The organism is Streptomyces sp. SAI-135 (assembly GCF_029893805.1).
Lineage (GTDB): Bacteria > Actinomycetota > Actinomycetes > Streptomycetales > Streptomycetaceae > Streptomyces.
The window spans coordinates 2,346,420-2,367,999 of the sequence record NZ_JARXYP010000002.1; the positions used below are offsets into that span (position 1 = coordinate 2,346,420).

General features: G+C 70.1%; 22 protein-coding genes. 10 read left to right on the forward strand and 12 right to left on the reverse strand.

Going from position 1 to position 21,580, the window contains the following annotated elements:
* Positions 1–11: 11 nt before the first annotated feature.
* The 3 genes from M2163_RS15085 to M2163_RS15095 are packed head-to-tail and all read right to left on the reverse strand — an operon-like array spanning position 12 to position 2,481.
* Positions 12–803 (reverse strand): amino acid ABC transporter ATP-binding protein, encoded by a 792-nt coding sequence (locus M2163_RS15085; RefSeq protein ID WP_280894188.1) that lies wholly within the window; start codon positions 801–803, stop codon positions 12–14.
* On the reverse strand, positions 800–1,633 hold the full coding sequence (locus M2163_RS15090; RefSeq protein WP_280894189.1) for an amino acid ABC transporter permease: 834 nt from the start codon (positions 1,631–1,633) through the stop codon (positions 800–802). The genes M2163_RS15085 and M2163_RS15090 overlap by 4 nt, the downstream gene beginning before the upstream one ends.
* Positions 1,630–2,481 carry a transporter substrate-binding domain-containing protein gene (locus M2163_RS15095; RefSeq protein ID WP_280894190.1) on the reverse strand — a complete coding sequence of 284 codons (852 nt, stop codon included), beginning with the start codon at positions 2,479–2,481 and terminating at the stop codon, positions 1,630–1,632. Before M2163_RS15095 ends, M2163_RS15090 begins: the two co-directional genes overlap by 4 nt.
* Before the next feature lie 175 nt (positions 2,482–2,656).
* On the opposite strand from M2163_RS15095, the gene M2163_RS15100 reads away from it, so the two are divergent.
* The 5 genes from M2163_RS15100 (at position 2,657) to thpD (ending at position 7,275) form a co-directional block, all read left to right on the forward strand.
* On the forward strand, positions 2,657–3,787 hold the full coding sequence (locus tag M2163_RS15100; RefSeq protein ID WP_280894191.1) for an aminotransferase class V-fold PLP-dependent enzyme: 1,131 nt from the start codon (positions 2,657–2,659) through the stop codon (positions 3,785–3,787).
* 307 nt (positions 3,788–4,094) lie between these two features.
* Positions 4,095–4,622: a diaminobutyrate acetyltransferase gene (gene ectA / locus M2163_RS15105; protein WP_280852271.1), complete on the forward strand. Its 528-nt coding sequence runs from the start codon at positions 4,095–4,097 to the stop codon at positions 4,620–4,622.
* 30 nt (positions 4,623–4,652) lie between these two features.
* Entirely contained in the window at positions 4,653–5,924 is a 1,272-nt protein-coding gene (gene ectB, locus M2163_RS15110) for a diaminobutyrate--2-oxoglutarate transaminase (RefSeq protein ID WP_280852270.1), read from the forward strand.
* Between the two features lie 45 nt (positions 5,925–5,969).
* Positions 5,970–6,374 carry an ectoine synthase gene (locus M2163_RS15115; RefSeq protein WP_007381148.1) on the forward strand — a complete coding sequence of 135 codons (405 nt, stop codon included), beginning with the start codon at positions 5,970–5,972 and terminating at the stop codon, positions 6,372–6,374.
* 4 nt (positions 6,375–6,378) lie between these two features.
* A complete protein-coding gene (gene thpD / locus M2163_RS15120; RefSeq protein ID WP_280852269.1) occupies positions 6,379–7,275 on the forward strand; it encodes an ectoine hydroxylase in 897 nt (298 codons plus the stop codon).
* A 16-nt stretch (positions 7,276–7,291) separates the two neighbouring features.
* Here the strand turns inward: thpD and M2163_RS15125 are convergent, their stop codons facing one another.
* The 6 genes from M2163_RS15125 to M2163_RS15150 form a co-directional block, all read right to left on the reverse strand.
* Positions 7,292–8,290 (reverse strand): maleylpyruvate isomerase family mycothiol-dependent enzyme, encoded by a 999-nt coding sequence (locus M2163_RS15125; RefSeq protein ID WP_280894192.1) that lies wholly within the window; start codon positions 8,288–8,290, stop codon positions 7,292–7,294.
* A gap of 34 nt (positions 8,291–8,324) precedes the next feature.
* Positions 8,325–8,933, reverse strand: a complete 609-nt coding sequence (locus tag M2163_RS15130; RefSeq protein ID WP_280894193.1) for a sigma-70 family RNA polymerase sigma factor — start codon at positions 8,931–8,933, stop codon at positions 8,325–8,327.
* Between the two features lie 57 nt (positions 8,934–8,990).
* Positions 8,991–10,043, reverse strand: coding sequence for an aminotransferase class V-fold PLP-dependent enzyme (locus M2163_RS15135; RefSeq protein ID WP_280852266.1), 1,053 nt, complete (start codon positions 10,041–10,043; stop codon positions 8,991–8,993).
* A 97-nt stretch (positions 10,044–10,140) separates the two neighbouring features.
* Positions 10,141–10,866 (reverse strand): DsbA family oxidoreductase, encoded by a 726-nt coding sequence (locus M2163_RS15140; protein ID WP_280894194.1) that lies wholly within the window; start codon positions 10,864–10,866, stop codon positions 10,141–10,143.
* 96 nt (positions 10,867–10,962) lie between these two features.
* On the reverse strand, positions 10,963–11,571 hold the full coding sequence (locus M2163_RS15145; RefSeq protein ID WP_280852264.1) for a DUF1349 domain-containing protein: 609 nt from the start codon (positions 11,569–11,571) through the stop codon (positions 10,963–10,965).
* 54 nt (positions 11,572–11,625) lie between these two features.
* On the reverse strand, positions 11,626–13,155 hold the full coding sequence (locus M2163_RS15150; protein WP_280852263.1) for an aldehyde dehydrogenase (NADP(+)): 1,530 nt from the start codon (positions 13,153–13,155) through the stop codon (positions 11,626–11,628).
* A 129-nt stretch (positions 13,156–13,284) separates the two neighbouring features.
* Between M2163_RS15150 and M2163_RS15155 the strand changes: the two genes are divergently transcribed.
* The 3 genes from M2163_RS15155 to M2163_RS15165 all read left to right on the forward strand — a co-directional run bounded on the left by M2163_RS15155 (position 13,285) and on the right by M2163_RS15165 (position 16,192).
* Positions 13,285–14,058 carry an IclR family transcriptional regulator gene (locus tag M2163_RS15155; protein ID WP_007381154.1) on the forward strand — a complete coding sequence of 258 codons (774 nt, stop codon included), beginning with the start codon at positions 13,285–13,287 and terminating at the stop codon, positions 14,056–14,058.
* 127 nt (positions 14,059–14,185) lie between these two features.
* Entirely contained in the window at positions 14,186–14,656 is a 471-nt protein-coding gene (locus tag M2163_RS15160; RefSeq protein ID WP_280852262.1) for a GNAT family N-acetyltransferase, read from the forward strand.
* A gap of 84 nt (positions 14,657–14,740) precedes the next feature.
* Positions 14,741–16,192 carry a penicillin-binding transpeptidase domain-containing protein gene (locus tag M2163_RS15165; protein ID WP_280852261.1) on the forward strand — a complete coding sequence of 484 codons (1,452 nt, stop codon included), beginning with the start codon at positions 14,741–14,743 and terminating at the stop codon, positions 16,190–16,192.
* 13 nt (positions 16,193–16,205) lie between these two features.
* Here M2163_RS15165 and M2163_RS15170 read toward each other — a convergent pair whose 3' ends face one another.
* Positions 16,206–17,609: an NCS2 family permease gene (locus tag M2163_RS15170; RefSeq protein ID WP_280852260.1), complete on the reverse strand. Its 1,404-nt coding sequence runs from the start codon at positions 17,607–17,609 to the stop codon at positions 16,206–16,208.
* A gap of 235 nt (positions 17,610–17,844) precedes the next feature.
* Here M2163_RS15170 and M2163_RS15175 point away from each other — a divergent pair, with 235 nt between their 5' ends.
* Together M2163_RS15175 and M2163_RS15180 are read left to right on the forward strand one after the other, a co-directional pair.
* Positions 17,845–18,411 carry a SigE family RNA polymerase sigma factor gene (locus tag M2163_RS15175; protein ID WP_280852259.1) on the forward strand — a complete coding sequence of 189 codons (567 nt, stop codon included), beginning with the start codon at positions 17,845–17,847 and terminating at the stop codon, positions 18,409–18,411.
* Positions 18,408–19,262: a hypothetical protein gene (locus M2163_RS15180; RefSeq protein WP_280852258.1), complete on the forward strand. Its 855-nt coding sequence runs from the start codon at positions 18,408–18,410 to the stop codon at positions 19,260–19,262. The genes M2163_RS15175 and M2163_RS15180 overlap by 4 nt, the downstream gene beginning before the upstream one ends.
* A gap of 292 nt (positions 19,263–19,554) precedes the next feature.
* On the opposite strand, the gene M2163_RS15185 is transcribed toward M2163_RS15180, so the two are convergent.
* Positions 19,555–20,352: an HAD family acid phosphatase gene (locus M2163_RS15185; RefSeq protein ID WP_280852257.1), complete on the reverse strand. Its 798-nt coding sequence runs from the start codon at positions 20,350–20,352 to the stop codon at positions 19,555–19,557.
* Between the two features lie 77 nt (positions 20,353–20,429).
* The gene (locus M2163_RS15190) at positions 20,430–21,542 is read right to left on the reverse strand and encodes a chondroitinase-B domain-containing protein (protein WP_280852256.1); all 1,113 of its coding nucleotides are present in this window, start codon (positions 21,540–21,542) and stop codon (positions 20,430–20,432) included.
* Positions 21,543–21,580 lie beyond the last annotated feature (38 nt).

Sequence of the window (21,580 nt, forward strand, 5' to 3'; positions counted from 1 at the left end):
GTATACCCCTTTCAGCCCTCCTGGTCCTCCACGTTCTCCACGTCGGCCATCGCCGGGTCCAGGAGCCGGGAGAGGAAGTGGCGGGTGCGCTCATGGCTCGGATCGCCGATGACCTGGGCCGGGTTGCCGTCCTCGACGACGACTCCGCCGTCCATGAAGACGACCCGGTCGGCGACCTCGCGGGCGAACGTCATCTCGTGGGTGACGACCATCATCGTCATGCCCTCGCGGGCCAGCATCCGCATGACGGCGAGCACGTCGCCCACCAGCTCCGGGTCGAGGGCCGAGGTCGGCTCGTCGAAGAGCATCACCTCGGGGCCCATGGACAGGGACCGCGCGATCGCGACGCGCTGCTGCTGTCCGCCGGAGAGGGAGGCGGGATAGGCGTCGGCCTTCTCGGCGAGGCCCACCCGCTCCAGGTTCTCCGCGGCCACCCTCGCGGCCTCCGCCTTGCCGCGCCTGAGGACCCTGCGCTGCGGCAGCGTCAGGTTCTCGGTCACCGTGAGGTGCGGGAACAGGTTGAACTGCTGGAAGACCATGCCGATACGGCGGCGTACGGCGTCGATGTCGACGTCGGGGTCCGTCAACTCGGTGCCGCCGACGAAGACCTGGCCCTTCGTCGGCTCCTCCAGGAGGTTCACGCACCGCAGCAGCGTCGACTTGCCCGAGCCCGAGGGGCCGATGACACAGACGACCTCGCCCTGGCCGATCTCCAGGTCGATGCCCTTGAGGACCTCGTTGGTGCCGAACGACTTGTGCAGACCGCGTACTTCGATCTCCGGCCGGCTCGCCTCAACGGTCATTTGACGGCCTCCTGGGCCTTGGCCTCCATACGGCGGACCACGAACCCGAGCGGGATCGTCACCAGCAGGTAGCACAGGCCGGCGACGAGGATCGGCGTGGAGTTGGCGGTCGTGCTGGCCAGGTCGCGGCCGTACTTGGACAGTTCGCGCTCCTCCAGGGTGACGCCGAGGAACAGCACCAGGGAGGAGTCCTTGAAGAGCAGGACGAGTTCGTTGGTCAGTGGCGGGAGGATGATCCGGAACGCCTGCGGGATGATGATCGAGACCATCGCGCGGGCCGGGGAGAAGCCCAGTGAACGGGCCGCCTCCATCTGCCCCTTGGGCACCGCCTGGATGCCCGCGCGGATCGTCTCCGCCATGTAGGCCGCCGCCACCAGGCCGAGCGCGAGGGCGACCTTGCCGTAGGTGCCGCCGACGATCTCCGTGCCGGGGAAGGCGAGCGGGACGGCCACGCCGATGAAGATGAAGATCAGCAGGGCGGGCAGGCCGCGGAAGATCTCGATGTAGACACCGGCGAACCAGCGGTACGGGCCGACCGACGACAGCCGCATCAGCGCGATGACCATGCCGAGGACGAGTCCGACGACGAAGCCGGACAGCGTGTAGAGCACGGTGTTCTTCAGCGCCAGCGTGATGACGTCCGGGAACATCTGGTCGGCGATGTCCGCCTGCGCGAACTGGTTCTTGAGCCGCCCCCAGTCCGCCGAGAGGGCGAAGGCGATCACGGCGGCCACGAAGACGGCGTACTGGATGCCGCGGGACAGGCTGCGCTTCTGACGTCGGGTCAGGCCCTTTTTGCGAGGCTGGAATTGCGTGTCCGCCGCGGTCATGAGGCGGCGGGAGAGGCGACCGACTCGTCGTACGGGCCGATCCACTTCTCGTAGAGCTTCTTGTAGGTGCCGTCGGCCTTGGCGTCCGCGAGCGCCTTGTTGATGGCGTCCCGCAGCTTGGTGTTGCCCTTCTTCACCGTGAAGCCGTACTGCTCACCGGTGTTGATGTTGTCGGCGACCTGGAAGGCGTCGGCGTTGGCCTTGTCCTTGAGCCAGCCCTGGACGACCGGGTAGTCGATGACGACGGCCTTGACCTGGCCGGAGCGCAGGCCGTTGAGGACGGCGTCGGAGGACTCGAAGGAGACCGGGTCGAAGCCCTGGCTCTTGACGTAGTCCTCGCCGGTGGTCTGCGCCTGGGCGCCGAGCTTCACCTTCTTCGCCTTGGCGTCGGCGAGCGAGGAGATGCCGCTGCCCTTGGCGACCAGGAGGGCCTGGGTGGCGTCGAAGTAGGGGTCCGAGAAGTCGACGTTCTTCTTGCGCTCGTCGGTGATGGTCATGCCGGCCGCGGCCAGGTCGCACTCGCCGGAGTTGAGGAAGGCGCCGGTCTTGAAGTTCTCGAAGGGGGTGTCGAGGATCTCCTGCTTCACGCCCAGGTTCCCCGCCACCAGGTCGATGAGCGAGACGTCGAAGCCCTGGACCTTGCCGTCGATCTCCGACTGGAACGGCGGGTAGGGCAGGTGGGTGCAGGTGGTGAGCTGTCCGCCCTTGACCAGTTCGACCCCGCCCGCGGCGGTCTTCGAACCGCTGCCGCCGTCGTCGCTGGAGGTGCAGGCAGCGACGAGCAGGAGCCCGGCCGTCGCGGTGGTGGCGGCCAGGACGCGGGTCCGGCGCCCGGAGAGGGTGTTCACGGGAGGCCTCCTGTGGGGGAACTGTGGGTTCCGATTATAAGGAAAGGTTTGAGTGCCTCAAACCAAACCGATGGTCGCGAGGCCGTTCAGCCTAAGAAGTCGCCGGTCGTCGGGGGTTGATCGGGAACGGTTACGCTCGTTCACGTCTACCCCAGTGAGCGAAGAGAGCACCGTCGTGACGCACCCCTTCCTGGACCTGGCCCCGCTCGGCGCGGCGCGGTTCGCCTCGATCGAGGACCGTGTGGCCCGGCTGCTGCGCACCGAGCAGGACGTCGTGATCATGCAGGGCGAGGCGCTGCTGCCGCTGGAGGGGGCGATCCGGGGGACCGCGGGTCCGGGCACGACCGCGCTGAACGTCATCACCGGTCCGTACGGGCAGACCTTCGGGAACTGGCTGCGGGACTGCGGCGCGACGGTGATCGACCTGGCGGTGCCGTTCCACACGGCGGTGACGGCCGAGCAGATCGCCGCGGCCTTCGAGGAGCACCCGGCGATCGACTTCGTGTCCCTGGTGCACGCGGAGGCGGCGACCGGCAACACCAACCCGGTCGCGGAGATCGCCGAGGTCGTACGGCGGCAGGGCGCCCTGTTCTACCTGGACGCGGTCGCCTCCGTGGGCGCCGAGCCGGTGCTGCCGGACGCGTGGGGCGTGGACCTGTGCGTGATCGGTGCGCAGAAGGCCATGGGCGGGCCGGCCGGGGTGTCGGCGGTGTCGGTGAGCGAGCGGGCGTGGGCGCGGATGGCCGCGAATCCGGCGGCGCCGCGCCGGTCGTACCTCTCCCTCCTCGACTGGAAGGAGCGCTGGATCGACGGTGGCCGTACGGCCCTGCTGCACGCTCCGGCGCAGCTGGAGATGCTGGCGCTGGAGGCGTGCGTCGAGCGGATCGAGGCGGACGGGCCGGAGACGGTGATGGCCCGGCACCGGGCCGCCGCGGCGGCGACCCGGGCGGGGACGCGGGCGCTGGGCGGGAGCCTTGCGCCGTACGTGCACGCCGACCACGAGGCCGCGCCGGTCGCCACGACGCTGCGTGCGCCGTCCGGCGTGCCGGCCTCGGAACTCGTCGCCCGAGCTTTGTCGGAGGACCCCGCCCTGCCGCTGGCCGCGGGCGGGGGCGCGCTGGCCGAGGAGATGATCCGGGTCAACCACTACGGCGTGGACGCGACACCGGGTGCCGTCCGGGCGTGCCTGACCGCGCTGGGTGCGGCGCTGGCCGGGAAGGGGCTCGCGGTGGACGTGACGGGCGCGCTGCGGGCGGCCGACGAGGCTTTCCACCGCACCATGAATACGCGCGGTACCGGTGCATAATTCATGAAGTAATTCCGGGGTTTATCGAAGAATAGCTTCCCGTCTTCTTCTGCCCGCTTTCTCTCGGGCTAAACGCAAAGATTCTGCGAACGCGAACCGGATGAATTCGGGGAGATCTCGTGGGGGTTACCTGCTTGTGACGCGTTACACATCGTGATCAATTTGCCCTTTATTTGCTGGGCGTAACCGTACATAACGGTCACTCCTTGCGCGTCGGCGCGCGCCCGCGTGATAACACACGAGACGCCCGTACGTAACCCCGTCCGGCGATGCAATTTTGGAATTTCCCTCGGTAAATTCAATTCGCATGACTGCCGCACAAGCAGACCTGCAAATCGACCGGCCGACGGTCGCGGACGGAGCCGCACTGTGGCGGATCGCCCGCGACTCCGAGGTCCTCGACCTGAACTCGTCGTACAGCTATCTGCTGTGGTGTCGCGACTTCGCCGCCACGTCGGCGGTGGCACGGAACGACCGTGGAGAGGCCATCGGGTTCGTCACCGGGTACGTCCGCCCGGACCGGCCCGACACCCTCCTCGTCTGGCAGGTGGCCGTGGACTCGGCCCACCGCGGCCGCGGTCTCGCCGCCGCCCTGCTCGACGGACTGACCGCCCGGCTGGCCGCCGAGCGCGGACTGACCACCGTCGAGACCACCATCACGCCGGGCAACACCGCCTCCGAGCGGCTGTTCACGTCGTTCGCCGAACGCCGTGGCGCCCGCCTGGAGCGCGAGGTGCTGTTCGACGCCGGTCTGTTCCCCGACGGGCCGCACGACCCCGAGGTCCTCTACCGGATCGGGCCCCTCTCCCCCGGTTCCCCCTCCCTCTCCGCCTGACCCCCCACGCACCCCGAGGAGCGATTCGTCGTGACCATCACCCAGCCCGACCTCAGCGTCTTCGAGACCCTCGAGTCCGAGGTGCGCAGCTACTGCCGCGGCTGGCCCACCGTCTTCGACCGCGCGCAGGGCAGCCGCATGTACGACGAGGACGGCCACGCTTACCTGGACTTCTTCGCCGGCGCCGGTTCGCTGAACTACGGCCACAACAACCCCGTGCTGAAACGGGCGTTGATCGACTACCTGGAGCGCGACGGCGTCACGCACGGCCTCGACATGTCGACCACCGCCAAGCGCACCTTCCTGCAGACCTTCCAGGACCTGGTGCTGCGCCCGCGCGATCTGCCGTACAAGGTCATGTTCCCGGGCCCGACGGGCACCAACGCCGTGGAGTCGGCGCTCAAGCTGGCCCGGAAGGTCAAGGGCCGCGAGGCCATCGTGTCCTTCACCAACGCCTTCCACGGCATGTCCCTGGGGTCGCTGGCCGTGACCGGCAACGCCTTCAAGCGGGCCGGCGCCGGCATCCCGCTGGTGCACGGCACGCCGATGCCGTTCGACAACTACTTCGACGGCACCGTCGAGGACTTCCTGTGGTTCGAGCGGCTCCTGGAGGACCAGGGCTCGGGCCTCAACAAGCCCGCCGCGGTGATCGTCGAGACCGTGCAGGGCGAGGGCGGCATCAACGTCGCCCGCCGCGAGTGGCTCCAGGCGCTCGCCGCGCTGTGCGAGCGGCAGGACATGCTGCTCATCGTCGACGACATCCAGATGGGCTGCGGCCGGACCGGCGCCTTCTTCTCCTTCGAGGAGGCGGGCATCACGCCGGACATCGTCACCGTCTCCAAGTCCATCAGCGGCTACGGCCTCCCCATGTCCCTCTGCCTGTTCAAGCCGGAGCTGGACATCTGGGAGCCGGGCGAGCACAACGGCACCTTCCGCGGCAACAACCCGGCCTTCGTCACGGCCACCGCCGCCCTGGAGCAGTACTGGGCGGACGGTTCCGCGATGGAGAAGCAGACCCGGCAGCGCGGTGAGCAGGTCGAGCAGGGGCTCATCTCCATCACCGAGGAGAACCTGGCCGACATCAAGGAGTACCGCGGCCGCGGGCTGGTGTGGGGCCTGGAGTTCCACGACAAGGAGCGCGCCGGGCGGGTGGCGCACCGGGCCTTCGAGCTCGGGCTGCTCATCGAGACCTCGGGCCCCGAGAGCGAGGTCGTGAAGCTGCTCCCGGCGCTCACGATCACCCCGGAGGAGCTGGACGAGGGGCTCAGCGTCCTCGCCCGCGCCGTCCGGGAAACCGTCTGAGCATCCGTCTCAGCAGACCGTCCAACTAGGAGGCATCGCAATACCGTGATCGTCCGTTCGTTCAAGGACATCGAAGGCACCGACCGGCATGTGAAGGCCGCGTCCGGCACCTGGGAGAGCAAACGCATCGTGCTCGCCAAGGAGCGGGTCGGCTTCTCGCTGCACGAGACGATCCTGTACGCGGGCACGGAGACGTCGATGTGGTACGCGAACCACATCGAGGCCGTCGTCTGCGTCGAGGGCGAGGCCGAGCTGACCGACCACGAGAGCGGGCAGACGCACTCGATCACGCCGGGGACCATGTACCTGCTGGACGGTCACGAGCGGCACACACTGCGGGTCAAGGAGGACTTCCGCTGCATCTGTGTGTTCAACCCGCCCGTGACCGGCCGGGAGGACCACGACGAGAACGGCGTCTACCCGCTGCTCACCGAACCCGAGGAGGTGTGACCGCATGACCACCATGACCACCGTCACCGATCTCTACCCCAGCCGCGGCGCCACCGAGGTGTCCGTCCCGCGCAAGGACCCGGTCGTCTGGTCGGCGCCCGGCACGCCGGGACCGATCGCCACGGCCGACCTGGAGTCGTTCGAGCGCGACGGCTTCCTCGCCATCGACCAGCTCATCGGTCCCGACGAGGTCCCCGTCTACCAGCGTGAGCTGGAGCGGCTCGTCACGGCCCCGGAGATCCGCGCGGACGAGCGCTCGATCGTCGAGCCGAAGTCCAAGGAGATCCGCTCGGTCTTCGAGGTGCACAGGATCAGCGAGGTGTTCGCGAACCTGGTGCGCGACGAGCGGGTCGTCGGCCGGGCCCGGCAGATCCTCGGCTCGGACGTCTACGTCCACCAGTCACGGATCAACGTCAAGCCCGGTTTCGGGGCCAGCGGCTTCTACTGGCACTCCGACTTCGAGACCTGGCACGCCGAGGACGGCCTGCCCAACATGCGCACGGTGTCCGTCTCGATCGCGCTGACCGAGAACTACGACACCAACGGCGGGCTCATGATCATGCCCGGCTCGCACAAGACCTTCCTCGGGTGCGCGGGTGAGACCCCGAAGGACAACTACAAGAAGTCCCTCCAGATGCAGGACGCGGGCACGCCCTCGGACGAGGCGCTGACGGCGATGGCCTCGGAGTACGGCATCAAGCTGTTCACCGGCAAGGCCGGTTCGGCGACCTGGTTCGACTGCAACGCCATGCACGGCTCCGGCGACAACATCACGCCGTTCCCGCGCAGCAACGTCTTCATCGTGTTCAACAGCGTGGAGAACGAGGCCGTCGAGCCGTTCGCGGCCCCGATCCGGCGCCCCGAGTTCATCGGCGCCCGGGACTTCACCCCGGTGAAGTGATCCGGTGAGCTGATCCTCACAGCCACGACAGCGACGCGGCCCGCTCCAGTACGTTCCGTACGGCGGCCGCGTCGCCCGTCGTTTCCCGGGGGACGCCGCCCGGCTCGTGCCGGCCGCCGACGAGCAGGCAGAAGTCCACGGCGTCCAGGGTGAGTTCGGCGGCCACGGGATCGCTCTGCGAACCCAGGACCCACTGCTCGCCGCCCCGGACCGCGAACAGCACCGGCGGCGCCCCGGCCCCGAGGACGCCGCCGAGGATGCGGACGGCCAGCCCGACCAGCCGTCCCAGGTGCTCCTCGGGCGGCGGCGGTACGGCCAGGCCCAGGGCGCGGCCGATGTCGTCGGTGTGGATCCAGGTCTCGAAGGCACGCACCAGGAAGTGCTCGGTGGCCGGCAGTCTGATGCCCATCGACAGGGTGGTCCTGGCGGCGAGTTCGGGGTCACGGGCGTGCGCGGTGCCGAGCAGGCCGGCCGCCTGCGCGGACCAGTCGGCGACGGTCTCCCCTGGCGTACGGCCGTGCTCGTGGGCGATCACCTCGGCGGTGCGCCGCTCCCAGGCGTCCGTCCAGTCCGCGTCCTCGTCGATCCGCGCGCCCGGCACCCGGGCCCCGATCCCGAGCCGCAGGGCGAGGTGTTCGTCGGCGGCGAGCAGATGGGCGACGGTGGCGTGCGCGTCCCAGTCGTGCACGACGGGCGTGGACCAGTGGCCCTCCAGCTCGGGCAGCAGCGCCCCGAGCCCCGCGACGGCGGCCGCGTAGGGAGCGGCGTGCCGGGCGACGGGGGGTGGCGCGGGGCGGGCGCGGAGGGCGCGGGTCAGGTGGGCCTCGCCACGGTACTGCGGCTCGTCGAGCGGCGGGCCGTCCAGCGTGCGTACGGTGGCGCGCAGCCGTTCCGCCTCCGCCGCGCAGCTCTCGCACTCGGCCAGGTGGGGTGGCACGAGCCGCTCCTCGGCCGGTTCCAGGGCGCCGAAGGCCCAGGCGGCCAGCAGGTCGCGGACGTCGTCGTGACCGGTCACCGCTCGCCCCCTTCCCTGTGTTCCCCTGCCGCCATCATGCGCCCTTCTCCCAGGCCGGGTCGGGTGGGTCGGCCAAAGTCTCCGCCAGGGCGCGCAGCGCGGTGCGCAGCCGGGTCTTGGCGGTGCCCTCGGGGATGCCGAGCTCGACGGCGGCCTGCCGGTAGGTGCGGCCGGCGAAGTAGGCGAGGTGCACCACCTCCCGCTGCGGCTGCGGGAGTTCGGCGAGGGCGGTGTGCAGCAGGAGGGAGCGCTCCCGGTCGACGACCGCCTCGGCGGGGCCGGGAGAGGCGTCCGGGATGCCGTGCAGGGCGAGGTCGTCGGCGCGGACGTCCTTGCGGTGCCGGGCCTCGCCGCGCACCCAGTCCACGGCCCGGCGGTGGGCCAGCAGCGACAGCCAGGTGCGCAGGCTGCCCCGGCGCGCGTCGAAGGCGTACGGCCTGCTCCACAGCTGGGCGAAGACCTCCTGCGCGACGTCCTCCGCCGCGGCCCCGCTGCGGGTCACGCGCACGGCGACGGCCCGCACCAGCCCGCCGTACGCGGCGTACGCCTCGGCCAGCGCGGACTCGTCGCCGTACACCAGCCGCCGGTGCAGCTCCGCGTCCGCGGGTCGCTGCACGGACGTCGTCCCCTCCGCGGACTCCACGGCACCACCACCCCTTGATGCCCTTCCTAGCGTCCCGGGCGGCGCGGCGCCAGCGGTTCAGGCAGACAGGGCCTCCAGAAGCCGGTCGACGTCCGCGGCCGTGTTGTACAGATGGAAGGAGGCCCGCAGGTTGCCGGCCCGGTTGGACACCTCGATGCCCGCCGCGCTCAACTCGCGCTGCCGGCCGCCGAGTCGGGGCACGGACACGATCGGCGAGCCGGGAGCGGGCAGGGGTTCCTGGCCGAGGGCGGCGAGTCCGGTGCGGAAGCGGTCGGCGAGGGCGAGGTCGTGGGCGCGCACGGCGTCCACACCGAGCTCCGCCAGGAGTTCGAGGGAGCGCCGGGTGCCGGCGTAGGTGAACAGGGCCGGGCTGACGTCGAACCGCCGGGCGGAGTGGGCCAGTTCGGTGACCGGGCCGTAGCAGCTGTCCCAGGGGACCTCCCCCGCGACCCAGCCGGCGAGCACCGGCTTCAGGTCGCCGAAGTCCTCCGGGACGGCGAGGAAGGCCGCGCCGTGCGGGCCGAGCAGCCACTTGAAGGTGGTGGAGACGGTGTAGTCGTACGAGTCCGCGTCCACCGGGAGCCAGCCCGCGGCCTGCGAGAAGTCGACGTAGGTGCGGGCGCCGTGGGCTCGCGCGGCCTCCCGCAGGGCGGGCAGGTCGGCGATCCGGCCGTCGGCGGACTGGGCGGCGCTGACGGCGACGAGGGCGGTGCCGGGGCGGACGGAGTCGGCGAGCCGCTCCAGCGGGACGATGCGCACCTTGAGGTCGCCGCGGGTGTGGAAGGGGTTCACGACGGAGGTGAAGTCGTCCTCGGCGGTGAGGACTTCGGCACCCGGCGGCAGCGAGGCGGCGACCAGGCCGGAGTGGGCGGACACGGAGGCGCCCGCCGCGACGCGCGCGACCGGGACGCCGGCGAGCCTCGCGAACGCGGCACGGGCCGCCTCCACGTCCTCGAACAGCGGATCCAGCGGCCTGCCCTCGGCCCGGATCAGCGCGGCCTCCTGGAGGGCGGTCACGGTGCGGGCGGGGAGCAGACCGCTGCTCGCGGTGTTGAGGAAGGTGTTCTTCGGGGCGAACTCGGCGCGGACGAGGCTCTCGAAGGTTTCCATGGCTCCACTGTGGGGCCGCACGACCTCTCGGTCCATTGCGATTTTCTACGTGGTTTCGCCAAGGAACGCTTATACGTCCGCGCCGACCTGCGCCTTCTCAGCCCTGCTGGGGCACGGCGCACCCGTCGGGACCGCAGGTCTCCGCGCCGGCGTCGCCCTGGTCGATCAGCTGCAACGGGGAGCGGTTGCCCCAGGCCTGGGTGAGGGCCTGGGTGAAGACCTCGGCGGGCTGGGCGCCGGAGACGCCGTACGTGCGGTCCAGGACGAAGAAGGGGACGCCGTTCGCGCCGAGCTCGGCGGCCTCGCGCTCGTCTGCGCGGACCTCGTCGGCGTAGGCGGTGGGGTCGGCGAGGACCTTGCGGACCTCGCCGGCGTCCAGGCCGGCCTCCACGGCGAGCTCGACGAGGCGCTCGTCGCCCTCGGTGAACAGGGACCTCTCCTCGGCGAAGTTCGCCCGGTAGAAGATCTGGACGAGCTCGTCCTGCCTGCCGTGCTCCTTGGCGAGGTGGAGGAGTCGGTGCAGGTCGAAGGTGTTGCCGTGGTCGCGGTCACGCGTCCGGTAGGCGAGGCCCTCGGCGGCGGCCTGGGCGCCGAGGTTCTCCTCACCGGCCTGGGCCTGGGCCTCGCTCATGCCGTATTTCTTGCTGAGCATCGCGAGGACGGGCTGGACGTCGTCCTTGGCCCGCCCGGGGTCCAGCTCGAACGACCGGTGGACCACCTCGACCGCGTCACGGTGCGGGAAGGCCTCCAGCGCCTTCTCGAAGCGGGCCTTGCCCACGTAGCACCAGGGGCAGGCGATGTCGCTCCAGATCTCGACGCGCATGGTTCGGTTCTCTCCAGGTCGGACGGGTGCGGAGACTCCCTCCGCCGACTGGATGAACGTTCAAGCAGCGGGGTCCATTCCCTCCGGGACCTGGCGTCAGCTCCCGTCCCGCAGGTCCGCCGGCCAGTCGGGCCGGTACTCGATGTGGTCGTAGGTGACCACGCAGCCCTCGCCCATCGGGGACTGGCTCATGAAACCGACCAGGGCCGCGCCGGTCTCCTTGTCGTCGCCGAGGGTGAAGAGGCGCACGAAGGTCCACTGCTTGCCGTCGCGGGAGGCATGGAAGGCGAAGGCGCGGCCGGTGCGGCTGACCCGCAACCACACCGAACTGCCGTCCACGGTGAAGGAGTTGCAGTCGTCGGAGTGGCCCCGGGTGACGACCGTGCAGACGGTGGGCACGTCCGGGGAGTTCTCCAGGCACAGCTTGGCCCAGGCCCGCTCACCGACGTGGACGTACAGCACGCCCGCGTCGAAGGACGCGTTGAAGCCGACGGTGACCCGGGCTATCAGCTGGAAGTCGCCCTCGGGGGAGCCGAGGAGGCGCGGGGCGTCGGCGGCGGGGTCCAGGGACTCCCCGGTGGGCGGCACGAAACGGTCCTGCCGGGGGCCGGCCCAGCCGGAGAGGATGCCGTCCTCGTACACCCAGTGTCCGTCGGGGCCGTAGGTGCGGAGAGAGAACGGGAGTTGGGGAAGTTCGACGTCCATCCTCAGAGTTTTCCAGTTCCCTCTCCGCCGCCGCCCCGGGGGTGCCCCGGGTGCCTAGCGTTCGAGCGTGTTGTTGAAGCGGCGGGGCAGACCCAGCGGGTTGTCGTCCCTCAGCTCCGGCGGCAGCAGGGCCTCCGGCGCGTTCTGGTACGCCACCGGCCGCAGCCAGCGCTCGATCGCCGTGCCGCCCACGGACGTCGACGTGGACGTGGTCGCCGGGTAGGGGCCGCCGTGGTGCTGGGCCGGGGCCACCGCGACACCGGTCGGCCAGCCGTTGACCAGCACCCGGCCGGCGAGGGGGGTCAGCTCCGCGAGGATCTCCCCGCCGCGTCCCTGGCCGGCCGCCTCTGCCTCGGACAGGTGGACCGTCGCCGTGAGGTTGCCGGGCAGCCGGGACAGCACCGTGCGCGCCTGCTCGTCGTCGTCGTAGCGGACCACCACGGTCACCGGGCCGAAGCACTCCTCCAGGAGCAGGTCGTACGCCCCCTCGGTGGCGAGCTTCTCCGCGGGCACCGTGAGGAAGCCCGCGCTGACGGTGTGCTCGCCGCCCGCGCCGGGTGTCACCGGCGACTCGACCTCGGGGAGCTGCACGCGCTCGGCGACCCCGGCGACGAAGTTGTCCCGCATGCGGTGGTCGAGGAGGACACCCGCGTCGGTGTCGCTGACGGCGTCGGTCAGGGACTTCACCAGACCGTCGCCGGCCGCGCCGGACGGCACGAGGACCAGGCCCGGCTTCACGCAGAACTGGCCGACGCCGAGGGTCATGGAACCGGCGAGTCCGGCGCCGATGGCCTCCGCGCGCTCCGCCGCGGCCTCCTCCGTGATCACGACGGGGTTCAGGGAGCCCAGCTCGCCGTGGAAGGGGATCGGCACCGGACGTGCGGCCGCCGCGTCGAACAGGGCGCGGCCGCCCTTCACGGAACCGGTGAAGCCCGCGGCGGCGATCAGCGGGTGCTTGATCAGCTCGATGCCGGCCTCGAAGCCGTGGACCAGGCCGAGGACACCGGCCGGGATGCCGTGCTCGTCGGCGGCCCGGCGCAGCACGGACGCGACCAGCTCGGACAGACCGGGGTGGTCGGGGTGGGCCTTGACGACGACCGGGTTGCCGGCCGCGAGGGCGCTGGCGGTGTCGCCGCCGGCGACCGAGAAGGCGAAGGGGAAGTTGGAGGCCGAGTAGACGGCGACGACGCCCAGCGGGACCTTGTAGCGCCGCAGGTCGGGGATCGGCGGGGTCGCGGTGTCGTCGGGGTGGTTGATGACCACGCCGAGGAACTCGCCCTCGTCGACGATGTCCGCGAAGGCCCGCAGCTGGTAGCAGGTGCGGGCGAGCTCACCGGTCAGCCGGACCGGGCCGAGCGCGGTCTCGGCGTCCGCGGCCTCGACGAGGTGGTCCTTGGACTCCTCGAGCTTGGTGGCCGCGGTGCGCAGGAAGGCCGCGCGGACGGTGCGGTCGGCGAGGGACGCGCGCGCGTCGTACGCGGCGCGGACGGCGGCGTCCACCTCCTGGGCTGTGGCCTCCACCGCAACCTGTTCGCGCTGCTTCCCGGTTCGGGGGTCGACACTCCAGACTGGTGCTGCTGCCACCGCGGGTCCCTCCACGAGTATCTGGGTCATCCATCAGGAACGTTCGATATACTGAACGCTGTCTCTGATGGTGAATATGCTGTTGGAGACTATAACTCTGGTTCTCGTCCAACAAAGGGGTCAAGGGCGATGTCGGCAGGCGAGACGGGCGGCGGGTCACAGGTCAAGTCCGCGGTACGGACGGTAGAACTGCTCGAGTACTTCGCCGGGCGCCCCGGCATGCATTCCCTGGCGGCCGTGCAGGAGGCCGTCGGCTATCCCAAGTCCAGCCTCTACATGCTGCTGCGCACGCTGGTGGAGCTGGGCTGGGTGGAGACCGACGCGACGGGCACGCGGTACGGCATCGGGGTGCGGGCGCTGCTCGTGGGCACCTCGTACATCGACGGCGACGAGGTGGTCGCGGCGGCCCGGCCGACCCTGGACCGGCTCTCCGACGACACCACCGAGACCATCCACCTCGCGCGCCTCGACGGCACGAACGTCGTCTACCTGGCGACCCGGCAGTCGCAGCACTACCTGCGCCCCTTCACCCGGGTCGGCCGCCGCCTCCCGGCCCACTCCACCTCCCTCGGCAAGGCGCTGCTGAGCACGTACTCCGACGAGCAGGTCCGCAAGATGCTGCCGGAGACCCTGCCGGCGCTCACCGAGCACACCATCACCGACCGCGAGAAGCTCATCGAGGAGCTGCACCAGATCCGCGAGCAGGGCTTCTCCGTGGACCGCGAGGAGAACACCCTGGGGCTGCGCTGCTTCGGCGTCGCGATCCCGTACCGCACGCCCGCGCGGGACGCGATCAGCTGCTCGGTGCCGGTGGCACGGCTGACCCCGGCCCACGAACAGATGGTGAAGGACGCCCTGTTCGACGCCCGGGACCGCCTGACACTGGCCACCCGCAGGCTCTGAGCGCGGCGCCCGAGCCACCGACCGCAACAGGCTTCTCAGGGGCGCGGGGAACTGCGCAGAACGCCCGCCCCCACCAAGCCGAGGACGGACAACCGCCCCACCGCCGGCAGGCCCTACGCTCTGAGGCATGCAGATCGTTCTCCGCGAAGTCCATGACAGCGATCTGCCGGTGTTCTTCCGGCAGATGAACGACCCCGAGGCGCTGCACATGGCGGCCTTCACACCGAAGGACCCGGCCGACCGGGACGCCTTCGACGCCCACTGGAAACGCATCCGGGCCTCGGACGCCGTGCAGCGCACGGTCCTGGCCGACGGTGACGTGGTGGGCAGCGCGGCGGTGTACGGCGAGCCGGGCGAGCGTGAGGTGACGTACTGGATCGACCGCGCCTACTGGGGACGCGGCATCGCCACCGCGGCCCTGCGCGAGCTGGTCGCCCAGGTGCCCGAACGCCCCCTGTACGCCCGCGCCGCCGCCGACAACACCGGCTCGCTGCGGGTCCTGGAGAAGTGCGGCTTCCGGGTGACCGCGCGGGCGTCCGGGTACGCCCACGCGCGCGGTGCGGAGATCGACGAGTTCGTGCTCGCGCTGGACGCGTGAGACCGGCCGCCGCAGATGAACGTCCGATGAGAAAAGCGGACGTGTAGGAACGATTCGCTCCCGCCTGATCGTCTTCTCGGTGGGATGAACAAGACGATCAGGCGCGCATCGGTCTTCGCGCTGCTCCTGGTGTTCGCTCTGCTGATCCGGGCGACCTGGGTGCAGTTCTACGAGGGCCAGGCACTAGCGGACGACAACGACAACCGGCGGAACGCGATCGAGACGTACTCCTCGCCGCTCGGCAACATCATCGTGGCCGGACGGGCCGTGACGGGTTCCGAGCGGACGACGGACAGCGACCTCGCGTACAAGCGGACGTACACCGACGGCAAGCTGTACGCGGCGGTGACGGGCTACGCCTCGCAGGCCTACGCCCCGACCCAGCTGGAGGGCATCTACGCCGACCTCCTCAACGGCACGGACAGCCGGCTCAAGACCGTCATGGACACGGTCACCGGTCAGCGGGCCGAGCCCGGTGATGTGATCACGACGATCGACCCGTCCGTGCAGAAGGCGGCGTACGACGCGCTCGGCGACAAGAAGGGCGCGGCCGTCGCCATCGACCCGGCGACCGGCAAGATCCTGGCCGTCGTGTCGACGCCCTCGTACGATCCCTCCTCGCTGACGGACGCCAACACCGCGGGCGGTGCGTGGAAGCGGCTCACCGCGGACTCCGACAAGCCGCTCACCAACCGCGCGCTGCGCCAGCCGCTGCCGCCCGGCTCGACGTTCAAGCTGGTGGTGGCCGCGGCCGCGCTGGAGGACGGCCTGTACTCCTCGGTGGACCAGAAGACCGTCAGCCCGGACCCGTACACCCTGCCGGGCACGGTGACCCCGCTGAAGAACGAGAACGCTTCGGCCCCCTGTGAGAACGCCTCGATCCGGGTCGCGCTCGAGTACTCCTGCAACACCGTCTTCGCGAAGATGGCCGTCGACCTCGGCCAGGACAAGGTGCGGGCGATGGCCGAGAAGTTCGGCTTCAACGACGACGAGCAGGACGTGCCGGTGCGGGCCTACACCAGCGTCTACCCCTCCGGCATGGACAAGTCGTCCACGGCCCTGACCGGCATCGGCCAGTACGACGTCACGGCCACCCCCCTCCAGATGGCCATGGTCTCCGCGGCCATAGCCAACGACGGCAAGTCGGTCTCACCGCACATGGTGTCGACGATCACCGACCATGGCGGCGACGTCCTGAAGAACTACGACGACGAGGCGACCACGACCCGGATCATCAGCTCCGGCACGGCGGAGCAACTCCAGTCGGCGATGCAGTCGGTGATCACGGACGGCACCGGCACCAACGCCCGGATCGACGGTGCGACGGTGGGCGGCAAGACGGGCACCGCCCAGCACGGCGAGAACAACAGCGAGACGCCGTACGCCTGGTTCACGTCCTACGCGAAGGCCGACGGCAAGGAGGTCGCCGTGGCGGTGGTCGTGGAGCAGTCGAACGCGGCCCGCTCGGAGGTGAGCGGCAACGGACTGGCCGCCCCCGTGGCCAAGGCCATGATGGAGGCGGCCCTGAGGAACTGAGTCCTCGTGATGCTTACTTGGTGCCGAGCACCTGCTCGATCGGGTCGATCGCGAAGTACACGAGGAACAGCGCCGAGGCGGCCCACAGCAGCCAGTGGATCTCCTTGGCCTTCCCCAGCACCACCTTGATCACGACGTAGGCGAGGAAGCCGGCCCCGATGCCGTTGGTGATCGAGTAGGTGAACGGCATCACGGCGATGGTCAGGAACGCCGGGATCGCGATGTCGTAGCGCTCCCAGTCGATGTGCTTGACCTGGGTCATCATCAGGAAGCCCACCGCGACCAGCGCGGGTGCGGCGGCCTGGAGCGGGACGATGGTCAGCAGCGGGGTCAGGAACAGCGCCAGGCCGAAGAGCCCGCCGGTGATCAGGTTCGAGAAGCCGGTGCGCGCGCCCTCACCGACTCCCGCCGCCGACTCGATGTACGACGTGGCGGAGGAGGCGGAGGCCGCTCCGCCGGCCACCGCCGCTGCCCCGTCGATCAGCAGCACCCGGCCGAGGCCCGGGACCTTGCCCTCCTCGTCCAGCAGCCCCGCCTCCGCGCTGATCCCCACGACTGTGCCCATCGTGTCGAAGAAGTCGGACAGGATCAGCGTGAAGACCAGCAGGACGACGGTGACGATCCCGACGCCGGGCGCGCTGAAGGAACCGAACAGGCTGAAGTGGCCGATCAGTCCGAAGTCGGGGGTGTCGACGACCTTGTCGGGCCACTTCGGGGTGGTCAGCCCCCAGGTCTTGATGTCGGCGAGCGAGTTGATGATCATCGCGAGGACCGTCATGGTCACGATGCTGATCAGGATCGCGCCCTTGACCTTGCGCGCGAGCAGTCCGATCGTCAGCAGCACCCCGAGGCAGAAGACCAGGATGGGCCAGCCGGTGAGCGCGCCGGTGCCGCCGAGCTGAACCGGCACGGTGGTGTTCGCGGCGTCGGGGATGCGGCTCACGAACCCCGCGTCCACGAAGCCGATGAACGCGATGAACAGCCCGATGCCCACGCTGATCGCCTGCTTGAGCGGCTGCGGAATGGCGTGCATGACCGCCTCCCGCAGACCGGTGACCACCAGCACACAGATGAGCAGGCCTTCCAGGACGACCAGTCCCATCGCGTCGTCCCAGCTCATCAGCGGGGCGATCTGGAAGGCGACGACCGCGTTCAGGCCGAGCCCGGCGGCGAGCGCCAGCGGCAGGTTGCCGCCCACGCCCATGATGATCGTCATCACCGCGGCCACCAGAGCCGTCGCGGTGGTCAGCTGGACCGCATCCAACTGGTGCCCGAACTTGTCCTTCGCACTGCCGAGGATGATGGGATTCAGGACAAGGATGTAGGCCATCGTGAAGAAGGTGGCGAAGCCGCCGCGTATCTCACGGGCGAAGGTGGATCCCCGTTCGGAGATCCTGAAGTACCGGTCGACGGACATGCTCGCTGCTCCTCGGTGCCTGACTGATCGTGTGCGGATGCTGGCTGGATTGTTCCTGTGGTGAACGCGTTTCAGGTTTTCTCCGTGTTACGGAATCGGGGTCCGGCCCGTCCTCCATCGTTCGAAGACCCGTACGAGAGCGCTTGCTGGATCGCTGCTAGGCTTCCGGATCTCCGCCCGGCCACCCCCGGACGATCACATGTCATTCACATGACACACAAGGGAGAGGGAGCCCGTGGGCACAGTCGTCGACGACGCCGCCTCCGTGGAGTTCCACGCCTTCTTCGAACGCCATTACGCCGAACTGTCCCGCCTCGCCCATCTGCTGACCGGCGAGCCGGACGCCGCCGACGATCTGGCGGCGGACGCGTTGCTGGCCCTGTGGCACCGCTGGGACCGGGTGCGCACGGCCGACCACCCGGCGGCGTACGCGCGCGGAGTGGTCGCCAACCTGGCCCGCACCCGCATCCGCAGCGCGGTCCGCGAGCGCCGGCGCGTCGCCCTGTTCTGGTCCCAGCGCGAGGAGAAGGTCGAGAACCCCGACGTGGCGGGCACGGTCGACGTCCAGGAGGCGCTGCGCAGGCTGCCGTTCCGCAAGCGGGCGTGTGTCGTGCTGCGGCACGCGTTCGACCTCTCCGAGAAGGACACCGCGCTGGCCCTGGGTGTGTCGGTCGGTACGGTGAAGAGCCAGACCTCCAAGGGGATGGCCGAGTTGCAGCGGCTGCTCGGCCCCCGCAACGCTCCGCTGAGGGTGCATGCCGCGATGGCGCGCACCGGTGACACCGGAGGAAGGGACCGATGACCATGCGGCGGGACGTGCACGGCGAACTGCGCGCCCGGCTGCGGGACGCGGCCGGGGCGCACGAGCCGAACCGTGAGCAAATGCTCGCCCGGATCGAACGCGGCATGTCGGAACAGACGCAGCCCGACCACCGGGCGACCCGGCCGCCGGTCTACGGCTGGGTGCGGGTGGTGAGCGCGACGGCCGCGGTCGCCTGCGTGCTGGGCTTCGGCGGTTACGCGGTGGCGTCCGCGGTCAAGGACGAGCCGCCCGTGCGGACGTCGGTCGCCGCAACGGGCACCCCCACCCCTTCCCCGGACGCGACGAGCCGTGCGCCCGCCCCGCGGGCGGATCCGACGCCGAGCAGCACCCCCACGCGCCGGGCGGAGCAGCCGAGCGGCACACCCTCGGGCACGCCGAGCGCCTCCACCGGGGTGCGGGCGCCCGGCGCCGAGGACGGCCCGCTGTGGTCGGACGGCTCGGTGGACTCCCACAGCAACGAGTTCTGGGCGCAGAGCAATCTGACCTTCAAGACCTCCGAGCAGCTGACCGCGCTCACGGTGGAGTTGCGGATCGCGCAGACCGGCGGGGTCACCGACTCCGGTGCCTGGCGCTCGCTGCCCGAGGACGACTTCACGCTGACCGTCGCCGAGAAGGACGGTTTCCTCGTCTACACCTGGGTGCTCAAGGACGGCCGTACGGTCCCGAAGGGCGAGTGGGTGTTCGCCGGGCAGTACAACCACGAGCGGGGCGGCCGCGACGCGAAGGACGACCGCTATACGGCGGCGGCGACCGCGGCGTCCGGGAACCTCGCCGTGAAGGGCGACTTCTCCGCCCAGGACGGCGGATCCGCGGACGGAGGGGACTCGTAGGAAAGTCTCGTCGGCACGGCAACCCTTTGCCCGTCGGCGGCGACCCAAGGGGTGCACGGTCCGCACCGGACAGCCCAACCATCGCTTGCGCACCACTGGTTCAGGCCAGGGGAACAACCATTCGGTGACCTTGGACGTCTCTGGTAGTGCACAGACCTGCCGGCCTGAGCCCCCCTCGGCCGGCAGCTGCCGGCTGGAGCCCCCCTCGAGCCGGCACGAGGAACGCCCCACCTGTGACGACAGGCGGGGCGTTCCGGCGTTTCGCCGGCCTGAGCTGTCCCTTCGGCGGGGACTAGCTCACGAAGTACGTCGGGTTCGGGAGCTTGTACGTGCGGTCGGCGTAGCCGCCCTCCAGGTCGGAGTACTGGTCGCCGAAGTTGGCGATGATCTCGTACCCGAGGTCCTTCTCGATGTGCGCGCGGGTGCCGGACTTGTACTGCACGGTGGTGCAGGTCCAGGTGCCCGGGGTGGCGCAGGCGCTCAGGTAGGACGGCGGGTTCGCCTTGTCCTTGAGGAACACGTGGCCGGTGTCGAGGTTGACGTCGGCGCCGACCTTCTTCAGGTTCTCGACCGCGGCCGAGCGCTGCGCCTCGCTGAGGCCGGAGTTGTAGAAGACCTCGACGCCCTTCTTCTCGGCGTACTGCACGAGCTCGGGGCTGCCGAAGACGGCCGGGCGGTCGGCGCGGTTCACGTAGTCGGCCCACGTGGTCGAGTTGTAGGTGTAGTTGTAGCGCTTCTCGTAGTCGAGGCTGAGCAGCAGGGTGTCGTCGATGTCGAAGACGACGGCGGGCTTCTCGCCCTTGTGGTGCGCCTTGCGGGCGGCCTGGTCGATGTACTTCCTCGCGGCCTTGTCGATGCTCGCGAGGTCCTTGGCGTAGGGGCTGGTGGGCGACGCCTGGTAGACACCGTTCGCGTCGGCCGCGGTGCCGTAGTAGGTGTCGATGTCCTTGACCAGGAGCCCGATGTTGTAGGGCTCGTGCGTGGAGTTCGCCGTGGACTGGCCGGCGGTGGCCGCGCCGGCGCCGTAGAGGGCGGCGCCGGCGACGGCACAGGCCGAGGCGACGGCGGCGAAACGCAGTGACTTATGCATGACAGAGGTTCTACGCGCGTCACCCCGGTGGGCGCGAGACCCGCCCGGTAAAAAACGGGTCAAGCACCCCGGAAGTCCTAGTTCATCGTCGCCCCGATGGTCGTGCTGCCCGTCGTCAGGAAGGTGGTCGCGGGCAGGGTGCCGCCGGCGCCGCGGGCGTTGTACGTCGTCGAGGCGTCCGTCGACCTGAACGCGGGGGTGCTGATCCCGCTGTCCCAGTTGTTGCCGGCCGAGGTGACCTTGGAGCCCTTGTTGACCGAGCCGCTGCCGTTGCTCACCGCGAGGTTCTTGCCGAGCTTCGCGGAGCCGGTGGCGAAGTAGTAGCCCCACTTGCTGTTGGCGTAGGCGGTGGTGCGGTTGATGACGAGGGCACCGGTGTTGGAGTTCTCGGTGAAGCCGTTGCCGGCGTTGCCCCAGGCGGCGGAGTTGTTGACGACGTGGGCGACGACCTCGCCGTCGCCGCCCAGCTTGTAGCCGTTGCCGTCGCCCGCGAAGGCCGAGTCGGACCAGCGGTTGACGCCGTTGCCCATGGACCAGGTGTGCTCGACGGTGACGGGCGAGGAGAAGGACCAGAAGTCGATGCCGTCGTCCGAGTTGTTGTACAGGCGGGCCCCGGTGATGAGGTTGCCGGTGCCGGAGCCGAACTTCACGGCGATGCCGTCGGCGTTCTCGCCGTGGTTCGCGGCGTCGTAGTGGCCGTAGGAGTCGATGTTCTTGACGGTGTTGTTGACCGTGCCGTCGCCGGTGAGCGTGAAGCCGGAGTCGCCGCCGTTGATGGTCTTGATGTTGTTCCAGTTGGTGCCGGTGCAGGACGTGCACACGACCGCGCTGTCCGGGGAGTTCTGGAACGTGATGTTGGAGACGTTCCAGTAGTCGGCGGTCAGCTTGAAGATCCAGTCACCGGCGGGGAGCGAGGAGCCGTCGATCTTCACGGTCTCCGAGCCGTACGCGGTGAGCGTGATGGGCGCGGAGGAGCTGCCGTTGGCCGTGGACTGGAGGGTGGCCGTCGGGTAGTAGGTGCCGCCGCGGACCTGGATGACCGTGCCGGCGGTGGCGTTCTTGACGGCGTTGGACAGGTCGGTCGCGTTGCTGACGACCACGGTCGCGGCCTGCGCCTGGGTGGGGAGGACGGCGAGGCCCGAGCCGAGCGCGAGGGCCGCCGTGGCGAGGAGAGCGGTACGACGAGACATGGGGAGCGGGTCCCTTCGGATGCGGGTGGGGGGATGGT